Here is a 17,544-nt window from a genome sequence, read left to right as displayed (position 1 = left end):
TGCATTGAACCGATGGGTCATACCAACGCCTCCAGCTTGGCCGGGTCAAATGCGGGGCCCGGTTCCAAATCGACCCCGGCCTTGGACATGCGCACTTCGACCCCGGCCGCCGTCAACGCAGATTTCATCGCATCCACGGCGGTGAAGTCCTTGGTCTGCATGGCCGTTTCCCGCGCAGCCGCCAAAGCGTCGGCATAGGCGGACAGGTCCACGGCTGCATGACGGGGCGCAGTTGTCCCCTGCCCCATCAGCGCCAGCCCGGCCTTCAGTCCCGCCGCGTCACCGGCGCCGGCAAGTTTGCGCAATTCGGTGATGGCACCGGCGGTGTTCAGGTCATTGGCCAAAGCCTCGACCACCGCATCAGGCACCGGACCTGCGGTCACACCGTCGATCATCGCGTGCCATTTCGACAGCTCGGCCTCGGCCTCGACCCGCTTCTTCTCAGTCCAGTCCATCGGCCGGCGGTAATGGGTGCTGAGCATTACGAACCGGATCACCTCACCCGGTACACCTTCTTTCAGCAGGTCGCGCACGGTGAAGAAGTTGCCCAGCGATTTGGACATCTTCTTGCCCTCGACCTGCAACATCTCGTTATGCACCCAATAGTTTGCAAAGCCCCCCTCGGGGTTGGCACAGCAGCTTTGCGCCATTTCGTTCTCATGATGCGGAAACATCAAGTCATTTCCGCCGCCATGGATGTCGAACGACGCACCGAGTAGGTCAAAGGCCATGGCCGAACATTCGATGTGCCAGCCCGGCCGCCCGCGGCCCCAGGGGCTGTCCCAGCCGGGCAGATCATCGGCCGAGGGCTTCCACAGAACAAAGTCCATCGGGTCTTCTTTGTAGGGCGCAACCTCAACGCGGGCCCCGGCGATCATGTCATCGACCGACCGGCCCGACAACGCGCCGTAGGCCTCGTATTTGCGCACCCGGAACAGCACGTGCCCCTCGCGGGCATAGGCGTACCCCTCGGCGATCAGCTTTTCGATCATCGCGACCATCTGCGGGATGTATTGCGTGGCGCGCGGCATGTGGTCGGGCTGCAACGCGCCAATGGCGTCCATATCGTCCAGATACCACTGCGTCGTTTCGGCGGTGATGTCGGATATCGGTCGCCCGCTTTCGGCGGCGCGCGCGTTGATCTTGTCATCCACGTCGGTGAAGTTGCGCACATAGGTCACGTGATCGGCGCCATAAACGTGGCGCAGCAACCGGTAGAGCACGTCAAACACCAGCACCGGCCGCGCATTGCCCAGATGCGCGCGGTCATAGACCGTGGGCCCGCAGACATACATCCGCACGTTGTCGGGGTCGATGGGTGCAAAGACCTCTTTCTTGCGGGTCTTGGTGTTGTGCAGCCTGATCTGGGTCATGGCAAAGCCTTCTTACGCAGGTGTCCCGCGCGGGCTTATCAACGTTTCAGAGGTTTGAAAACAAAATGACCGGCCCGCGCGACGAATGTCAGCAGGGAATAATGCAGCAAATGTTGATGCAGTTGGTCATGGGGGTGTCATAGCAATGGCAGGAGGCTGCGGCAAGGCCCTTGTCAGCCCCGGCCCCGCCGGGCATCGTGGCCCCATGAGCCGCGAGATCGTTGACAGCTATTGCCAGTCCCTGCCCGGCGCCGAATGGGCGTCCGAGGCGGATGGTGCCATTCCGTCATGGAAGGTCGGCGACAAGATGTTCGCCTGTATCGGCCATCTGGGCGAGGCCGTGTCGGTCAAGACCCCGGATGTTGAGACCGCCGCCCTGCTGATCGAGATGGGCCGGGCCGAGCGGGCCAAGTATTTCCACCGGTCCTGGGTGCGGGTCGACTGGAACACCACCGACCCCGACGAGCTGCGCGACCGGTTGCTGACCTCGTACCGCATCGTGCGGTCCAGCCTGTCGAAAAAGGCTCAAGCCGCGATGGACCCCTGCCCCTAGACGTCCTGCGACAGCTGAACCTCGTAATGTTGCGACCGGTCGTCGAACCGGCTGAGCACCGCCTGGGCGGCTGCGGGTACGTGCGCCTGGGCATAGTCCGCGCCCATAAAGGCCCGGACCGCGTCCAGCGAGGTGAACCACATGATGGTGATGAACTCCACCTCGCCCTGCAGATCGCGGCGCATCAGTTCGATCCGCTCGAACCCGGGGATGTTCATCGCGATGATGCCGGGGATGACCTCGCCCGTGACGACGGCCTGATAGGCGTCGGCGTTTTCGGGCGTGGTGTAGCCGTGCCAGATGCGGGTGATCATTGGGGCCTCCTGTCTTGATCCCGGTCGCAGCATAGGCGCGTCAGGGCGGGCATGTCCTGCCATATTCGCAACCATTTCTGACATTTCTGAGCATGTTGTGCTGGTAATGAACAAAACGATAGCACATCCTGCCAAGATGGACGAGACAGACCGCAGAATCATTGATGCCCTGCAACGCGACGGGCGGCTCAGCAATGTTGAGCTGGCCAACCGCGTGGGCCTTTCGCCCACGCCCTGCCTGCGCCGGGTGCGGCGGCTGGAGGAAACCGGTGCCATCACCGGCTATCGGGCCGAGCTGGGCCGCGCCGCAGTGGGCCTGACCCTGACCGTGTTTGTCGAGATCACCGTCACCCGACACACACGCGGCAATGCCGACGAGGTCGAGGCCGCGCTGGCCAACGTTCCCGGGCTGGTCGCCTGCCACATGGTGTCGGGCAACGCCGATTTCCTGGCCGAAATGGCGGTGGCTGACCTGCCGGCCTATGAACGCGTACTGACCAACCACATCCTGACGATCCCGGCCGTGGATAACGTACGATCCAATTTCGCCCTACGCCCTGTTCGCGCCGCGCAACCGTTGCAGGTAGCTGCCCACCATATCGACTGATCCACCGCGCGTGATCGGGCGCGTCCATTGGCCTGCGCCACTGACAAAACGCTTTGTACGCAGGGTCGGGCGCAACGAACCGGGTGACAGCGCCATCCGGTTTTCGCATAATCAGGGGAACAGCAGCCGATTATCGAATGGATAGATGCGAAACCTCGACATCCTTGCGATCCGATCTTTCGTTGCCGTGGCCGAGACCGGCGGCTTTACGCAGGCCGCGCCGCTGGTTCACCGCAGTCAGTCCGCAGTCAGCATGCATTTGCGCAAGTTGGAACTGGCGCTGGGGCTGACCCTGTTGACACGCTCGCCCACCGGGGCCGCCCTGACCGAAGAGGGGCAGAAATTTCTGACCGAGGCGCGGCGTATCCTTGCCACCCATGACAGCGCCATCGCGCGGCTGACCGGCCCACAAGTCAGCGGCCATGTGCGGCTGGGTATCATGGATGATTTCGCCTCGGCCTTCCTGCCGACGATCATCGCGCGATTTCAGCAGAAATTCCCCGATGTCACCCTGCATGTCACCACCGGCACCACGTCGCAATTCGCCCGCCAACTTGGCAGCCGGTTCGATCTGGTCCTTGCCACGCAAGCACAGTCGGACCTGTCCGGAACATTGCTGCGCAAAGAGCCGCTGGGCTGGGCCGCGCAGGGGCGCCCCGTTGCCACGCCGCTGCAACTGGTGGTGATGCCGGCGGGCAACCTCTTCCGCGAGATGGCCGAGGCGGCGTTGCGGGAAGCCGGGCACGCTTATCGTATCGCTTATGAGGGCAACTCCATCCCTGCGGTCGAGGCTGCAGCGGCCGCCGGGATCGGGATTGCCGTGGTCAAACAATCCACTGCCCGCGAAGATCTTGTGTTGCTGGACGCCAAGGATGGCCTGCCAAGACTGGCGCCGGTCGGCATCGTGCTGCACGAATCCGAGACCTCGCATACAGACGCGGCTGTGAAAAGCCTGCGCAAATACTTGGTGCAGGCTTTTGCCGGGTCGGCAGGCTAGCGCGCCGCGATCGTGGCCAACAATGCCCGCACATGATCACGTGCAATCTTGGTCGCACCGGTATCGCCACCGTAATGCGCCCCGCGTTTGACACAGGTTCCAAGCGCGGCACGTTTGGCTTTGGGCGCGTTCATCGGCTGCGCATTGGCGTATTCCACGCCTTCAACATCCATCGAAAACCGGCATGCACGCACGTCAAAGGCCTGCGTGACCTTGTGCAGCGGGCGGCGGCTGTCAAAGCCATGGGCCGCCCCTTGCAGCGACAGCGTGGTTGCCGGCACGCCCTGCCCGGCCAGATGCGCCATCGCGGCCACGCATTGGTCGTGGCCGGTCCAATCGTCTTGCGTGCCAACAATCACACGGATCGGTGCGCCGGTATGGTTGGCCACGTCCCAATGCATGCAGGTGGGATAAATCGCCAGATGCGCCGCGAATTGCGTTTCTCCCGAAATGGCGCGCACCAACGGCGCCCATGCGGTATAAAGTGCCACCCCGCCGCCCTTGGAGGTTCCGGCGATTACGATCTTGTCGGCATCAATCTCGGGCAGTGCGGCCAGCGCGGAAAGGATGTTCAGTGCATCCGTCGCCATCGCCGCCCCCGTCAGATCGATATGATCGCCCACCGCAGATCCGCCGCCGCGCGGGGTGAAGTGGTTGGCGTGGGCCGTGGCAAACCCGGCTGCCCTGAACACGGCGCGCCAATCCTGGTGGAACCGTTGCGGCCCGCCGGCGCCATGCACAAACAGCACCGCCCCCACCGGTGCATTGACCGAGGCCCCATGTGGCAAGGACACGGCCCCGTTCACCTGCAGATCCCCCCCCGGACCGGCCTGCAAGGCTTGGGGAAAGCTGAACGGATTGGACGAGGCCACGGTTAAAACCCGCTCTTCCGCAGCCACACCTGTCGCCAGAACACCCGCCAACATGGCTGCTAAAAAACGTTTCATTCCAAGGCCCTCCTCGCCTGTCGATCAAACTCGGCCCGCAGGAAAACGACGATCCGCGTCATCGCGCGTTCGGCATCGGCGGGGTTGTAATTTGGGCTGGAGGGATGGTCGAACAAATGCCGCGCACCGGCTAGCACCTGCATTTGGCGCCCCTGTGCAACTGCCTGCGCGCAGCTTTCAATCGGGGCAATTACATCGGCATCGCCATGGACCAGCAACAATTCGGGTCCACCATCCATCATGTCCGAAGGGCATGTGGCATAGACCGACACGGCCGCCACAAAGGGAGGGGCGGCGACGGACAGGTCATAGACCCACCCGCCGTAAAGCGCGTTCAACAGCGCCCGCCCCCCAAGGGAGAAACCGATAATCGCCACGGGCCGCTCGGGCGCTCCCAGATGCGCCGCAACCGCCTGAAGATCGGCCATCATGTCGGCCATCCCCCCGCCCTGCGACCGGCCATTGCCCAATTGCCAGCCCGACGAAGTGTCCAGCACGACCGAGCCCATCCCGGCCTGTGCCAAAGCCGTTTGAACCCAGCCATAGCAATCCGGCGCGTCCAGCCCTTGCGCAGAGTGCTGGATGATCACAACCGGCGCCTCTGATCCTGCGGTTTGTGCGATGCCCTTCACGGTCGCGACTTGCCCCGTGCGCGTCGGCACAGAAAACGTGATCTCTTTGGCCGTGCCATCGCGGATCGCGTGGCAATCCCTGATGTCGGCCGCTGCGTGACCGGGTATCAGACCCACAACAGCCAATAAAACATAGACGATCCGCAAGGCTTCCCTCCTTTTGGCCGGTCTGCGGAAGCGACCTTATGCACCAGTTTCGTCGTGGCAAAACGCGTAACACTGCGGACGGCATTCGAATTTCGGATGGCCGGTTTGCCGCCATTCCGCCTAAGCTGTGCCAGGAAAATGACGGAGGCCCTTATGACCAAAGGCGAGATGTTTCGCGCCCTGCACAAACCCGGCGACCCTTTCATTCTGGCCAATGCCTGGGACGCGGGCAGCGCCAAGATGCTGGCGGCGTTGGGCGCACCGGCGATTGGTACCTCTTCATCGGCCCATGCCTTTACCCTTGGCAAACCCGACGGTGTGACGCGGGACGAGGCGCTGGCCCATGCCCAAGACCTTGTGGCCGCTGTAGACGTACCCGTGTCGGGTGATTGGGAAAACGGCTTTGGCGACGATCCCGACACCTGCGCCGAGACCGTGCGGTTGGCGGCCGAGGTTGGTCTGGCCGGGATCTCGATCGAGGACACGGTGATTGGCACCGGCGGGTCGTATGATTTCGACCTGTCGGTGGAACGCATCCGTGCAGCTGCCGCCGCCGCGCGTGCATTGCCGCAAGATTTCTTTCTGTTGGCGCGCGCCGACGGCGTACTGCGCCGCACCTATGACGTGGACGAGGCCATGCGACGCCTTCAGGCGTTCGAAGCCGCGGGGGCCGATGGCCTCTACCTGATCCTGCCGCCGTCGCTGGACGATGTCGCGCGGCTTTGCAAGACGACCCACCTGCCCGTCAATGCAATCGCGGCTGGCCCGCATGCCAGGTATACCCGCGCGGATTTTGCCGCCATTGGTGTGGCGCGTATTTCCTTGGGCAGCGCGTTGGCGAATGCCACGTGGCGCGTCATTGCGGATGCAGGGCACGCCATGTTCAACGATGGCAGCTTCGCCCACCTGACCAACGGCATAAACGGTCAGCAAGTAAATGAAATGCTTACACAAAAGTGAGGAAGGCCAGCAAAGGCCCTCCTCTTTCCGGTCCATGCACTTGGGGGTGGATTAGAACCGGAATTTCACCCGCGCGGTGGCGGTTGTGGCGTTCACATCAATGCCCGAGCCATTGTAATTGTCGAACTGGTGGTACAGCACCTCGCCACCAATCGACATGGCATCGGTGATGCGACGCTCCACACCTGCCCCCACGGCAAAACCTGTATCCGACCCCAGATCAGCTTCGGCAAAGGCGGCCCCGACGGTACCGTAGACGAGGGTTGGGCCGAGGTCATAACCCGCGCGCAGTTTCAGGCGCGCCACGCTGTCGATATCCCCGCCGCCGGCAGACAGGTTGATGTCGGTTGAATCCACGTCGAACTCGCCGCCGATCACCCAATCGCCCAGGTCAATGTCGTAACCGGCATGCAGGCCGCCGATAAAACCATCGCCGTTGGCGCCGCCACCATTGTCGGTGTCCACATCGCCATAGCCCAGCTGGGCACCGACATAGCCACCGGTCCAATCAGCGCCCGTGGCGATTGGCACGGCCTGGGTCACAGCAGGTTCGACGGATGGGGCCTTGTTGCTGCCGGCGAATGCGGGCGCTGCGGCAAGACTGACCAATGCGGCAAGTGTTGTTGTGCGTTTCATGTCTGCTCCTTTACCCGCACAGGCGGGTGTGTTGTTGAGGCCGGTTGCACGGCATGGGGCGCAATCTGTGCCTTTGCGCAAAGGGAACAATCCCCCGGCAAATCCCCGCCGACGAAACGGCCGGAATTGGCTCAAAGCGTTGATTTTGCTCGGCCATTATCCGCCGCAACACGCAGAAGTGAGGGCTGCACCCTTGCCAGTTGACCACCGCGCCTTACCGCGTAGGCTTTGGTCATGCCGTTGCAGAACCGTGTCACCCCCGAAGGCCAGATCATCGCCCATCCCGCGCGGGGGACGCTGATGGGCAACCGGGGCATCCTGCACGGGGCCGATCAGAGGTTCGGCGTGGCGCGGTGGCGACACAAGGCGTGGATTACATGTGTTTTGGATTTCAAGGGCCGGCACCGCAAGGTCATGTCACCAAACCGCTATACCGAGTTGTTTTTCTTGGATGAATTCGTAGCGCTGGCCGCCGGGCACCGGCCCTGTGCCGAGTGTCGGCGGGCTGATTTCAACGCCTACCGCGCGGCCTTGTCGCCGGACAAAAAGCTGAGCGCGCCGCAGATTGATGCGCTGTTGCACCCGGCGCGGGTGACGCGGGACCGGCGGCAAGTGACGTACGAGGCGCGGATCGGGGACCTGCCGGACGGGGTGTTCGTGTTGTGGGACGGGCAGCCTTGCCTGTTGCTGCAAGGACAGTTTTTCCCTTATTTTCCAGATGGTTACGCGGAACCCCTGACAGCGCCCGGCACCCAGATCGTCACCGTTCTGACCCCAGAACCAAATGTCCGGGCGTTGCGGGGCGGGTTTCGGGCGCGGGCTTAGCTGGCTTTTTCTTCCAGCTCCAGCCATTCCTCTTCGGCTGCAGACAGGTTTTCCTGTCTTTCTACAAGGGCTTCGGTGGCTTTCTTAAACTTGACAGGCTCCTTAGTGAACAGCTCGGGATCCATCAGAAACTCTTCCAGCTTGGCGATCTCGGCCTCCAGCCGTTCGATGATCGCGGGCAGCGCCTCCAGCCGGTGTTTCTCGGTGAAACTCAGCCCCTCGGCCTCGGCCGGTTTGGGCGCAGACTTTAACGTCTTTTTTAAAGTTTTGGGGGCCTCGGCGACCGGTTTTTTAAACTCTTCGCCCCGCTGGTCGCGGTAATCGGACCAGCCGCCGGCATAGGTTGTGGCCTTGCCGTCGCCTTCCATCGCGATGGTGATCGTGGCGACGCGGTCCAGAAAATCACGGTCGTGGCTGACCACCAGAACGGTGCCGTCATAGTCACTGAGCAGGTCCTGCAGCAGGTCCAGCGTTTCGATGTCCAGATCGTTGGTGGGTTCGTCCAACACCAACAAGTTCGATGGCTGCGCCATCAGACGCGCCAGCAACAGCCGCGCCTTTTCACCACCCGACAGCGACCGGACAGGCGCCCGCACCTGCGCGTCGTCAAAGAGGAAATCTTTGAGGTACCCCACCACGTGCCGCGCCACGCCGCGCACCATCACCTGATCGGCCTGCCCTGACACGGCCATGCCGGGCGCGGTGGTCAGGCTGTCCCACAGCGACAGGTTGGGGTCCAGCTGCGCGCGGTTCTGATCGAACACGGCCAGTTCCAGATTGGTGCCATGGGTGACGGTGCCGGTGTCGAGCGCCACCTCACCGGTCAGCATCTTCAGCAGCGTGGTTTTGCCCACCCCGTTAGGGCCGACAAAGGCCACGCGATCACCGCGCAACACTCGCAGGTCGAAGGGCGCAAGGATGCGCCGGTCGTCGAAAGATTTTGAGATGCCGCGCGCGTCGATTACCCGCTTGCCGGATTTCTGCCCGCTGTCGAGTGCCAGCGCCGCGGTGCCCTGCCGACGGATCATCGCGGCGCGTTCGGCGCGCAGATCCTGCAGGGCGCGCACCCGGCCCATGTTGCGTTTGCGGCGGGCGCTGATGCCTTCGACGGCCCATCGCGCCTCGGCCTTGATCTTGCGATCCATCTTGTGGCGAGCCAGGTCTTCTTCTTCCCAGGTTTTGTCGCGCCAGGCCTCGAACCGCTCGAACCCCTGTTCCTGGCGCCGCACCTGTCCGCGATCAATCCACAGGGTGGCGCGCGTCAGGGCGCGCAGAAAGGCGCGGTCGTGGCTGATCAGCACAAACGAGGCACGGGTGTCGGCCAGGTGGCGCTCCAGCCAGGCGATGGCCTCGATATCCAGATGGTTGGTGGGCTCGTCCAGCAGCATCAGTTCGGGCGCTTCGGCCATCAGCTTGGCCAGCGCGGCGCGGCGGCGTTCACCGCCCGAGGCGGCCGTAACGGCAGTGGCGGGGTCAAATTTCAGCCCCTCGGCCACCATCTCGACCTTATACGCCTCGCCGGGGTCCAGCGCGTGGGCGGCGAAATCGCCCAGCGTGGCAAAGCCGGCCATATCCGGGTCTTGCTCCATATACCCCGCCGAGATGCCGGGCGAGACAACTCGGGTGCCGCGATCAGGTTCAACCAGCCCGGCCATGACCTTCATCAGGGTGGATTTGCCCGACCCGTTGCGCCCCACCAGCGCCACGCGATCACCCGGCTGCACCACAAGGTCCAGCGCGTCGAACACGGGGTCGCCGCCAAAGGTCAAAGAGATGTCGGAGAGTTGAAGAACCGGTGCGCGTGCCATATCGGCGGGCTAGCCCGTTGGGGGCGCAAGGTCAATGGGGCGCAGGATATCCGTCGCCCCAAATGGCGCGGGCATCGCGGGCCATGGCGCTGGCCTGCGCGCGGTCCAGCCGCGCCAGCGCCTGCGCCCGGTTGCCGCCGGTTTCGCGCAGGGCCTTGGACCAGATGCGTTCCGCCTGCGCGACGCTCCATGGCAGGGCGGCATCCTGCAACCAGCGCCGCAGCTCGGGCGGTAACTGGTCGAACCGGTGCAGCGGCACGGCCCGGCGTTTGCGCAGGGCCGACCGGTGGTTGCGCCCCGTCATGCCTGCTGACGGCCCCATTGCGGGAACGGATCGTCCAGGCCCGCCCATGCGTCGGGGTCATAATCGCTGGCGTCGATCAAGCAGGCATCCAGCGAGGCGGTGATCGCCTCTTTGTCCATGCCCGAGCCGATAAAGACCAGTTCCTGGCGGCGGTCGCCCCAGGGTTCTTCCCAATGCTGGGTCATCTGGGCGATCATCTCGGGGTCGGTCGGCCAGCGATCGCGCGGGACCGAGGCCCACCAGCCGCCCAGCGGGCTGACCGAGGACAGCGCGCCGGCCAGCGAGAACTCGGCCACCCATTTGGGCCGCGTACCGATCCAGAAATGCCCTTTGGCGCGGATAACGCCGGGCAGCGCACCGTTCAGAACGCCGTGCAGGCGGGCGGGGTCGAACGGCTTGCGGGCGCGGTAGACAAAAGAGGAGACGCCGTATTCCTCGGTCTCGGGGATGTGGTCGGCAAAGCCATACAGCTCCTTGGCCCAAAGCGGATGTTCGTGCGCGCGGTCGAAGTCAAACAGGCCGGTGTCAAAGATCAGCTTGTTGTCGACCTTGGAGTAATCGGCCTCGATCATCTTGGCATCGGGGTTCAGCGACTTGATGATCTTGCGCGCGGCGTCCAGACGCTCGGGCCCGGCGGTTTCGGCCTTGTTCAGCACGATCACATCGGCAAACTCGATCTGGTCGGTCAGCAGGTGAACCAGTGTGCGGTCGTCGCCCTCGGGCAGGGATTCGCCGCGGTCGGCAAGAAAGTCATGCGAGGCATAGTCGTTCAGCAGGTTCGCCGCATCCACCACGGTGACCATCGTGTCCAGCCGGGCCACATCCGACAGCGCCTCACCCTCTTCATCGCGGAAGGCAAAGGTGGCAGCAACCGGCAGCGGCTCGGACACGCCGGTGCTTTCGATCAGCAGATAGTCGAACTTGCCCTCTTCGGCCAGCCGGCGCACCTCCTGCAAAAGATCGTCGCGCAGGGTGCAGCAAATGCAGCCATTGGTCATCTCGACCAGCTTTTCCTCGCCCCGCTGCAGATCCACACCAGCCTGGATCAGGTCGCTGTCGATATTCACTTCGGACATGTCGTTGACGATGACCGCCACGCGCAAACCGTCACGGTTGTTCAGGACGTGGTTCATCAGGGTGGTTTTGCCGGCTCCGAGGAAACCAGACAAAACGGTCACGGGAAGACGTTGATCTAGGGGCATGGGAAAACCTGCTGCTTTCTATGTTATAAGGTAACATGCATATCCGCGACCTGACCGCAAGCGGATTTCACAACGGTGCAGGCAACCAGCGCGCCCCGATCAGGGCCCGGAGGTTTCGGTCGCGAGAGGTCGACAGAGGCTTTAGCCCGCCGTGGCGCGCAACAGGCGTTTGCGCGAAGGCGGGATGGCGTTGATCTCCAACCCGGTGAACACGTGCAGGGTGTTCAGGTCGCGGTCTACCACCGCGTGGTCGCTGACCCAGCCGCCCATCATCAGATAGGTACGCAACAGCGGCGGCATGCCCACCAGCGCCCGCTTGGCATCGGGTTTATTGCGCCGCAACTTCTGCGCAAATTTGAACACGTTGGGCGCCTTGATACGCGGCAGGAACCGTTTGGGCGCCAGGTGCTTGTCCTTAAGCAGCGCAAAGGCATCCATATAGTCATCGGCCTCGGTGCCCTGGAACGACGAGCAGCCAAACAACAGCTCTACATTCTGGTCATCGACGAACTTGGTCATCGCACCCCAGGCCACGCGCAGCACGTCGGGGTCCTTGACGTCCGGGTGAATGCAGAACCGGCCCATCTCGACCAGCGGTCCTTCGAACCCGTGTAGCCCTGACAATTCGTAATATTGCGCGGAATAGCTGTGCTCGATCTCGGCCCCACCCTGCAAAGGCAGCAACCGGAAACAACAAACCAGCCGCCCTGTCCGCGTTTCTTCCACCAGCACATGCTGGCAGATCGTGTCGAACGCGTCGGTGTCCAGCACCGCCCCTTCGCCGCGGAAGGTCAAGGTTCGCAGTTGCTGTGCGGCCAAAACATCGGCCGGGCCTTCGGCCAACCGCGCCACGTAGCGCCCTTTGCGCAAGGAAAGTCTTGCCATCTGCTCCTCCGGCATTGGACGGATTACACCGTTCGCCTACATATGGTTTTGCGCGCCGTAACACACAAGGCGTTACAGAAATTTGACAAAACCGAGGTGGAAATGACGGAAAAGGTCAAAAAATCCGACACGGAATGGCAACAACAATTGTCACCCCTTGCCTACAAAGTCACGCGCAAGCACGGCACCGAGCGCGCCTTTACCCACGACAATTTCCCGAAAACGCCCGGCATGTTCCACTGCGTTTGCTGTGGCGCGGCGGTGTTTGACCAGGCCACCAAGTTCGAAAGCGGCACCGGCTGGCCCAGTTTCTTTGCCCCGGTTGAAGACATGGTTGGCGAGCAGGCAGACAACAGCTGGTTCATGCGGCGGACCGAGGTGCATTGCAATCAATGCGACGCCCATTTGGGCCATGTCTTCCCTGACGGCCCTGCCCCAACCGGCATGCGGTATTGCATCAACGGCGTCGCGTTGGAATTCAGGGAAGACGACGACGCTTAGACGTCGTCGAAGAACTGATCCGCGGCAAAGTTGCCCAGGTTGCCCAGCAGCTGGCGGATGAACGACACGCCTTTTACGTTGTCATCCGTCACACGGCGGTTCAGTGCGATGACCTGACCGTCCTCAAGACCGAAACGTTCGATATTGGTGATGGTGCCTTCTTCATCGAAGGAAATCGCCACCAGCTCGCGCTCCACTTCCTTGGGGGCCAGTGCCGCACGGGTGTGGAAGGTCGAACTGATGTAATACCACCGCTCGTCCCGCAAAACGCCCGACGCACCCGGCGGGCCAACAACGTCTTCGACGCTGTCGCGGGTATCAACGCCCACAACAAGTTCAGACAGCTGCTCTTCGCTTGGGACATAGCCATGGGTGTTAACAAGAGTCACGCAACCGGCCAGCGAAAGAGCTGCAATCCCTGCCGAGAGCCGTTTCATTGCACGGGCTATTTGCATACCCATCCCCTTGCCTTACCGGTTTTTGCCTCGTATCCGGCTTATAGAAGGATCGCAATTTGATCAAGAAAGGAACGCCGCCATGACTGCGCACCCGGACCACATCCTTGATATCCGGCGTTTTCCGGCCGGTGACGCGCAGGAATTTCTGGTGGAACCGAACACCGATCAGATCGCCACCATGCGAGAAGAACTGGGCCTGAACGCCCTGCGCAAGGTGCGGTTCGAGGGCCGCATCACCCCGGCGGGCAAGGCCGATTGGCAGCTGACCGGCATGCTGGGGGCCACGGTGGTGCAGCCCTGCGTTGTGACGCTGGAACCGGTGACCACGCGTATCGACGAACCGGTGGCCCGTCTTTATACGGCCCAGGCCGACCCGCTGCCCGAGGAATCAGAGGCAGAGATGCCCGACGATGACAGCCGCGAGGTTATCCCGGAATCACTGAACCTGTTGACCCTCGCCACCGAGGCACTGGCCCTTGCGCTGCCGCTTTACCCGCGGGCCGACGGGGCGGAGCTGGGCCAGGCGGTTTTCGCCGGTGACGGCGTAGCGCCGATGCGCGACGAAGATGCAAAACCCTTTGCGGGGTTGGCGGACCTGAAGAAACGCCTAGAAGAAGGCGAATAAACCCGCAATAAGGGGTTGCGTCGGCGCAGAATCTTTGTATGTTCCCGGCCTCGTTTACACGTTGGGTGGGACGACGCCCTGACACGGGGCCAAGTCGCTCGATCCCTAATAAATTCAATGGGCTTAAGCCCCTAGCATCGAGGTTGAGACATGGCTGTCCAACAGAACAGAGTTACACGTTCGCGCCGCGGCAACCGCCGTGCGCATGACGCGCTGGTTGCCGGCAACCCGGCAGAATGCCCCAATTGCGGCGAACTGAAGCGCCCCCACCACGTATGTGGCGCCTGCGGTTACTATGACGACCGTGAGGTTGTTGCCCAGGCAGACGAGATCGATCTGGACGAAGACGCAGCGTAAGCCGTTGCCTGTGCGCCGGGGCTGGTATGTCCGATCACTCTGACATCACGATCCAAGCCTCAGCGCGCACTGTGCTGTCCGTCGACGCGATGGGCGGCGACAAGGGGCCGGCCCCCGTTGTGGCCGGTATTTCCCGCTCGGCGGCGAAAAATCCTGACATCCGATTTATCCTGCATGGCCCCCGCGCCGAGCTTGAGAGGCTCGTAGCGCGGCGCAAGCCGTTGGCCGGCCGGGTCGAGATCCGCGACGCCGAGGGCGTGGTGACCATGGATGCCAAGCCCAGCCACGTGATGCGCCACGGCAAGGGCACGTCCATGTGGTCGGCGGTGGAAAGCGTGCGCAATGGCGAGGCGACCGTCGCCGTCAGTTGTGGCAATACCGGCGCGTTGATGGCGTTGAGCATGGTCCGCCTGCGCAAGCTGCCCGGCGTGAACCGGCCCGCCATCGCCTGCCTGTGGCCATCGCGGTCTGAAACCGGGTTTAACGTCATGCTGGACGTGGGGGCCGATATTCGCGCCGACGCCGATGACCTGCTGCAATACGCGCTGATGGGTGCCTCTTATGCCCGCAACGGTCTGGACCTGAAGACGCCCCGGATTGGCCTGCTGAACGTAGGCACCGAGGAACATAAGGGGCGCGCCGAACTGAAAGCGGCCCACGATCTGATCGCGAACGCCGCCGCGCGCAACCAGTTTGATTTTGTCGGGTTCGTGGAAGGTGGCGATATTCCGTCGGACAAGGTGGACGTGATTGTCACCGACGGTTTCACCGGCAATGTGGCCCTGAAAACCGCCGAGGGGACCGCCAAGCTGATCAGCGACCTGCTGCGCAAGGCCTTCAAATTCTCGCCCCTGTCACGGATTGCCGCGCTGTTGGCCTATACCTCGATGCGGCGCTTTTCCAAGCGGATTGACCCGCGCCGGGTCAATGGTGGTGTTTTCCTTGGGCTGAACGGCACCGTGGTGAAATCCCACGGCTCGGCAGACGCCACGGGCGTATCCGCGGCGGTTAAGCTGGCATTTCAATTGGCACAGAGCGGTTTTTCAGAACGTCTTGCGGCACGTGTTGCATCTGCAGCAATGTCAGGCCAAGATGCGCCGAAAGAACTACGCGAAGGCGATAAAAAAACATGACAACACGCGCCGTGGTCAAGGGTGTGGGGCATTACCTACCCGAACGCATCGTTCCCAACGCGGAATTTGAGAAGACCCTTGATACAAGCGATGAGTGGATCCGTGCACGATCCGGGATCGAGCGCCGGCACTTTGCGGCCGAAGGGGAAACGACCTCGATCATTGGAACCAAGGCCGCACAGGCCGCGCTGAACGACGCCGGCCTGAGCGTGGAGGACGTGGACGCGATCATCGTGGCCACCTCGACCCCCGATCTGACCTTTCCATCGGCCGGCACGATGATCCAAAGCGCCCTTGGCATGAAGCGCGGTTTTGCCTTTGACGTGCAAGCCGTCTGCGCCGGTTTCGTTTACGCCCTGTCCAATGCCGACGCGATGATCCGTTCCGGCCAGGCAAATTGCGTTCTGGTGATCGGCGCCGAAACCTTCAGCCGCATCATCGATTTTACCGACCGGGCCACCTGCGTTCTGTTCGGCGATGGTGCCGGTGCGCTGGTGCTGCAGGCCCAGGAAGGCGCGGGTACGCCCGAGGATCGCGGCGTTCTGGCGACCGATCTGAACTCGGACGGTTCGTACCGCGAGCTTCTCTATGTCGATGGTGGCGTGTCGCAGCGCAACACCGGATACCTGCGCATGCAGGGCCGCGAAGTGTTCCGCCATGCGGTCGAAAAGCTGGCACAGACGGCGCATTGCGCGCTGGATCGCGCCGGTCTGTCGGCCGGTGACGTGGACTGGATCGTGCCGCACCAGGCCAATCTGCGGATCATCAAGGGCACCGCCCAAAAGATGGGTCTGTCGATGGATAACGTGGTGGTCACCGTACAGGATCACGGCAATACTTCGGCGGCATCGATTCCGCTGGCGTTGTCCGTGGGCAAGCAGCGCGGCCAGATCAAACAGGGTGACTTGCTGGTCACCGAGGCGATTGGCGGCGGACTGGCATGGGGTGCAGTGGTTCTTCGCTGGTAAAGAGCTTTCGGCAAGCCATTGATATTGACTCGGAAAATCATTTCTCTCTATCTTCGTTCAACGGGTTAGGATGGAGGCCGGGATGAGTGGACGCACATTGACACGAATGGACCTGAGCGAGGCCGTGTTCCGCGAGGTCGGATTGTCGCGCAATGAATCGGCCACTTTGGTAGAGACCGTTCTGCAGCACATGTCGGATGCGCTGGTGGAAGGCGAAACCGTCAAAATCTCGTCCTTTGGTACCTTTTCGGTGCGGGACAAGGCCGCCCGCGTGGGCCGCAACCCGAAAACGGGCGAGGAAGTGCCCATTTCGCCCCGCCGGGTTCTGACCTTCCGGCCGTCGCACCTGATGAAAGATCGCGTGGCCGCCGGCAACAAGAAGGCATAGGCCGCATCATGCGAAAATCCCCAGACGCATTCCGGACCATCAGCGAGGTGGCCGAATGGCTGGACACACCCGCACATGTCCTGCGATTCTGGGAAAGCCGGTTCACGCAGGTGAAGCCGGTGAAACGCGCCGGCGGCCGGCGCTATTACCGTCCCAATGACATGTTACTGCTGGGTGGGTTGAAAAAGCTGCTGCACGAGGATGGCATGACCATTCGCGGGGTTCAGAAATACCTGCGCGAACATGGGGTTAAAGAGGTGATGGGCCTGTCCCATCCGCTGGATGAAGACGAGGTGCTGGATGGCACCGTGACCGCAGAGAATGACGACGACGTGACAACCGAAGCGCCCGAAGCCCCGATGGCCGAGAATGTGGAAGACCCCGTGGAAGCGGACAATGTCGTGCCGCTGCATGGCGACCCGGATGCGCCTGAGCTGGACTTTGGCCCACCTCCGACGAAGCCGGCAGCAGAAGCGCCCCCCGCGCCGGAAGAAGAGCCCGAGGTCGCGCCTGAACCGGTCGCCGCCACGCCAATGGCCGAAGATGCAGACGCGGAGCCGGTGCCCGAACCCGAACCGGCAGAGGCCGCCGCCCCTGCCGCTCTGGGTGACGATCTGCCGGCCGACGATCCCGCCGATGACGACGCCGCGACCGAGGCTCTGCCCTTGTTGACGGCGCTTCGGCGGGTCCAGCCGGGCAGCGTTGACGCCGCCCCCTTCGCCGAGGCCCAGGCCCGCCTGATCGAGATCCGGACACGTTTCGATCCGAATGCGTAAGCCCCGCATTTTTCCACCGATTCTGCCTTGCCCCCGCGCGCAGACATGCTATGACACACGCCACGTCGGGCTATGGCGCAGCCTGGTAGCGCGTCCGTCTGGGGGACGGAAGGTCGCAGGTTCGAGTCCTGCTAGCCCGACCATTAAC

General features: G+C 62.8%; 22 protein-coding genes and 1 tRNA gene. 13 read left to right on the top strand and 10 right to left on the bottom strand.

Annotation, left to right across the window (positions count from 1 at the left end; all coding sequences use genetic code 11):
• Positions 1 to 17: 17 nt before the first annotated feature.
• Positions 18 to 1,373, bottom strand: coding sequence for a cysteine--tRNA ligase (gene cysS / locus ACMU_RS05210; RefSeq protein ID WP_035256871.1), 1,356 nt, complete (start codon positions 1,371 to 1,373; stop codon positions 18 to 20).
• A gap of 205 nt (positions 1,374 to 1,578) precedes the next feature.
• Between cysS and ACMU_RS05205 the strand changes: the two genes are divergently transcribed.
• The gene (locus ACMU_RS05205) at positions 1,579 to 1,926 is read left to right on the top strand and encodes an MmcQ/YjbR family DNA-binding protein (RefSeq protein WP_035256869.1); all 348 of its coding nucleotides are present in this window, start codon (positions 1,579 to 1,581) and stop codon (positions 1,924 to 1,926) included.
• Here ACMU_RS05205 and ACMU_RS05200 read toward each other — a convergent pair.
• Positions 1,923 to 2,240 carry an antibiotic biosynthesis monooxygenase family protein gene (locus ACMU_RS05200; RefSeq protein ID WP_035256867.1) on the bottom strand — a complete coding sequence of 106 codons (318 nt, stop codon included), beginning with the start codon at positions 2,238 to 2,240 and terminating at the stop codon, positions 1,923 to 1,925. The genes ACMU_RS05205 and ACMU_RS05200 overlap by 4 nt on opposite strands.
• Before the next feature lie 136 nt (positions 2,241 to 2,376).
• On the opposite strand from ACMU_RS05200, the gene ACMU_RS05195 reads away from it, so the two are divergent.
• Together ACMU_RS05195 and ACMU_RS05190 are read left to right on the top strand one after the other, a co-directional pair.
• Entirely contained in the window at positions 2,377 to 2,847 is a 471-nt protein-coding gene (locus ACMU_RS05195) for an Lrp/AsnC family transcriptional regulator (RefSeq protein ID WP_201769868.1), read from the top strand.
• Between the two features lie 145 nt (positions 2,848 to 2,992).
• Positions 2,993 to 3,844 carry a LysR substrate-binding domain-containing protein gene (locus ACMU_RS05190; RefSeq protein ID WP_051587997.1) on the top strand — a complete coding sequence of 284 codons (852 nt, stop codon included), beginning with the start codon at positions 2,993 to 2,995 and terminating at the stop codon, positions 3,842 to 3,844.
• On the opposite strand, the gene ACMU_RS05185 is transcribed toward ACMU_RS05190, so the two are convergent.
• Both ACMU_RS05185 and ACMU_RS05180 read right to left on the bottom strand, forming a co-directional pair.
• Positions 3,841 to 4,791 (bottom strand): dienelactone hydrolase family protein, encoded by a 951-nt coding sequence (locus tag ACMU_RS05185; protein WP_152544513.1) that lies wholly within the window; start codon positions 4,789 to 4,791, stop codon positions 3,841 to 3,843. The two genes, ACMU_RS05190 and ACMU_RS05185, sit on opposite strands and share 4 nt — an antisense overlap.
• Entirely contained in the window at positions 4,788 to 5,570 is a 783-nt protein-coding gene (locus ACMU_RS05180; RefSeq protein ID WP_035256864.1) for a dienelactone hydrolase family protein, read from the bottom strand. The genes ACMU_RS05185 and ACMU_RS05180 overlap by 4 nt, the downstream gene beginning before the upstream one ends.
• Before the next feature lie 138 nt (positions 5,571 to 5,708).
• On the opposite strand from ACMU_RS05180, the gene ACMU_RS05175 reads away from it, so the two are divergent.
• A complete protein-coding gene (locus tag ACMU_RS05175; protein WP_236626197.1) occupies positions 5,709 to 6,530 on the top strand; it encodes an isocitrate lyase/PEP mutase family protein in 822 nt (273 codons plus the stop codon).
• 51 nt (positions 6,531 to 6,581) lie between these two features.
• On the opposite strand, the gene ACMU_RS05170 is transcribed toward ACMU_RS05175, so the two are convergent.
• On the bottom strand, positions 6,582 to 7,166 hold the full coding sequence (locus ACMU_RS05170) for an outer membrane protein (RefSeq protein WP_035256863.1): 585 nt from the start codon (positions 7,164 to 7,166) through the stop codon (positions 6,582 to 6,584).
• A gap of 234 nt (positions 7,167 to 7,400) precedes the next feature.
• Between ACMU_RS05170 and ACMU_RS05165 the strand changes: the two genes are divergently transcribed.
• Positions 7,401 to 7,991 carry a hypothetical protein gene (locus ACMU_RS05165; protein ID WP_035256862.1) on the top strand — a complete coding sequence of 197 codons (591 nt, stop codon included), beginning with the start codon at positions 7,401 to 7,403 and terminating at the stop codon, positions 7,989 to 7,991.
• On the opposite strand, the gene ACMU_RS05160 is transcribed toward ACMU_RS05165, so the two are convergent.
• The 4 genes from ACMU_RS05160 to ACMU_RS05145 form a co-directional block, all read right to left on the bottom strand.
• Positions 7,988 to 9,799: an ABC-F family ATP-binding cassette domain-containing protein gene (locus ACMU_RS05160; RefSeq protein WP_035256861.1), complete on the bottom strand. Its 1,812-nt coding sequence runs from the start codon at positions 9,797 to 9,799 to the stop codon at positions 7,988 to 7,990. The genes ACMU_RS05165 and ACMU_RS05160 overlap by 4 nt on opposite strands.
• Positions 9,800 to 9,830: 31 nt before the next feature.
• A complete protein-coding gene (locus ACMU_RS05155) occupies positions 9,831 to 10,103 on the bottom strand; it encodes a DUF6525 family protein (RefSeq protein WP_035256860.1) in 273 nt (90 codons plus the stop codon).
• A complete protein-coding gene (locus ACMU_RS05150) occupies positions 10,100 to 11,305 on the bottom strand; it encodes a GTP-binding protein (protein WP_035256859.1) in 1,206 nt (401 codons plus the stop codon). Before ACMU_RS05150 ends, ACMU_RS05155 begins: the two co-directional genes overlap by 4 nt.
• A 141-nt stretch (positions 11,306 to 11,446) precedes the next feature.
• Positions 11,447 to 12,190, bottom strand: coding sequence for a GNAT family N-acetyltransferase (locus tag ACMU_RS05145; RefSeq protein ID WP_081805419.1), 744 nt, complete (start codon positions 12,188 to 12,190; stop codon positions 11,447 to 11,449).
• Between the two features lie 102 nt (positions 12,191 to 12,292).
• Between ACMU_RS05145 and msrB the strand changes: the two genes are divergently transcribed.
• A complete protein-coding gene (gene msrB / locus ACMU_RS05140) occupies positions 12,293 to 12,691 on the top strand; it encodes a peptide-methionine (R)-S-oxide reductase MsrB (protein ID WP_035257555.1) in 399 nt (132 codons plus the stop codon).
• Here the strand turns inward: msrB and ACMU_RS05135 are convergent.
• Positions 12,688 to 13,128, bottom strand: a complete 441-nt coding sequence (locus ACMU_RS05135) for an outer membrane protein assembly factor BamE (protein ID WP_236626196.1) — start codon at positions 13,126 to 13,128, stop codon at positions 12,688 to 12,690. The two genes, msrB and ACMU_RS05135, sit on opposite strands and share 4 nt — an antisense overlap.
• A gap of 100 nt (positions 13,129 to 13,228) precedes the next feature.
• On the opposite strand from ACMU_RS05135, the gene ACMU_RS05130 reads away from it, so the two are divergent.
• The 7 genes from ACMU_RS05130 (at position 13,229) to ACMU_RS05100 (ending at position 17,539) form a co-directional block, all read left to right on the top strand.
• Positions 13,229 to 13,774 (top strand): YceD family protein, encoded by a 546-nt coding sequence (locus ACMU_RS05130; protein ID WP_081805396.1) that lies wholly within the window; start codon positions 13,229 to 13,231, stop codon positions 13,772 to 13,774.
• 150 nt (positions 13,775 to 13,924) lie between these two features.
• Positions 13,925 to 14,131: a 50S ribosomal protein L32 gene (gene rpmF, locus ACMU_RS05125; RefSeq protein ID WP_035256853.1), complete on the top strand. Its 207-nt coding sequence runs from the start codon at positions 13,925 to 13,927 to the stop codon at positions 14,129 to 14,131.
• 26 nt (positions 14,132 to 14,157) lie between these two features.
• The gene (gene plsX, locus ACMU_RS05120; protein WP_051587994.1) at positions 14,158 to 15,264 is read left to right on the top strand and encodes a phosphate acyltransferase PlsX; all 1,107 of its coding nucleotides are present in this window, start codon (positions 14,158 to 14,160) and stop codon (positions 15,262 to 15,264) included.
• Positions 15,261 to 16,232, top strand: a complete 972-nt coding sequence (locus tag ACMU_RS05115) for a beta-ketoacyl-ACP synthase III (RefSeq protein ID WP_035256851.1) — start codon at positions 15,261 to 15,263, stop codon at positions 16,230 to 16,232. Before plsX ends, ACMU_RS05115 begins: the two co-directional genes overlap by 4 nt.
• A gap of 82 nt (positions 16,233 to 16,314) precedes the next feature.
• Positions 16,315 to 16,620, top strand: coding sequence for an integration host factor subunit alpha (ihfA, locus tag ACMU_RS05110; RefSeq protein ID WP_035257549.1), 306 nt, complete (start codon positions 16,315 to 16,317; stop codon positions 16,618 to 16,620).
• An 8-nt stretch (positions 16,621 to 16,628) separates the two neighbouring features.
• Positions 16,629 to 17,396: a MerR family transcriptional regulator gene (locus ACMU_RS18980; RefSeq protein ID WP_081805395.1), complete on the top strand. Its 768-nt coding sequence runs from the start codon at positions 16,629 to 16,631 to the stop codon at positions 17,394 to 17,396.
• 66 nt (positions 17,397 to 17,462) lie between these two features.
• Positions 17,463 to 17,539 (top strand) — tRNA-Pro (locus ACMU_RS05100).
• Positions 17,540 to 17,544: the final 5 nt, after the last annotated feature.

The organism is Actibacterium mucosum KCTC 23349 (genome assembly GCF_000647975.1).
Taxonomy (GTDB): Bacteria; Pseudomonadota; Alphaproteobacteria; order Rhodobacterales; family Rhodobacteraceae; genus Actibacterium; species Actibacterium mucosum.
Note: the sequence above shows the minus strand (reverse complement) of the source record. Positions and strands in the feature narration are given on the sequence as shown.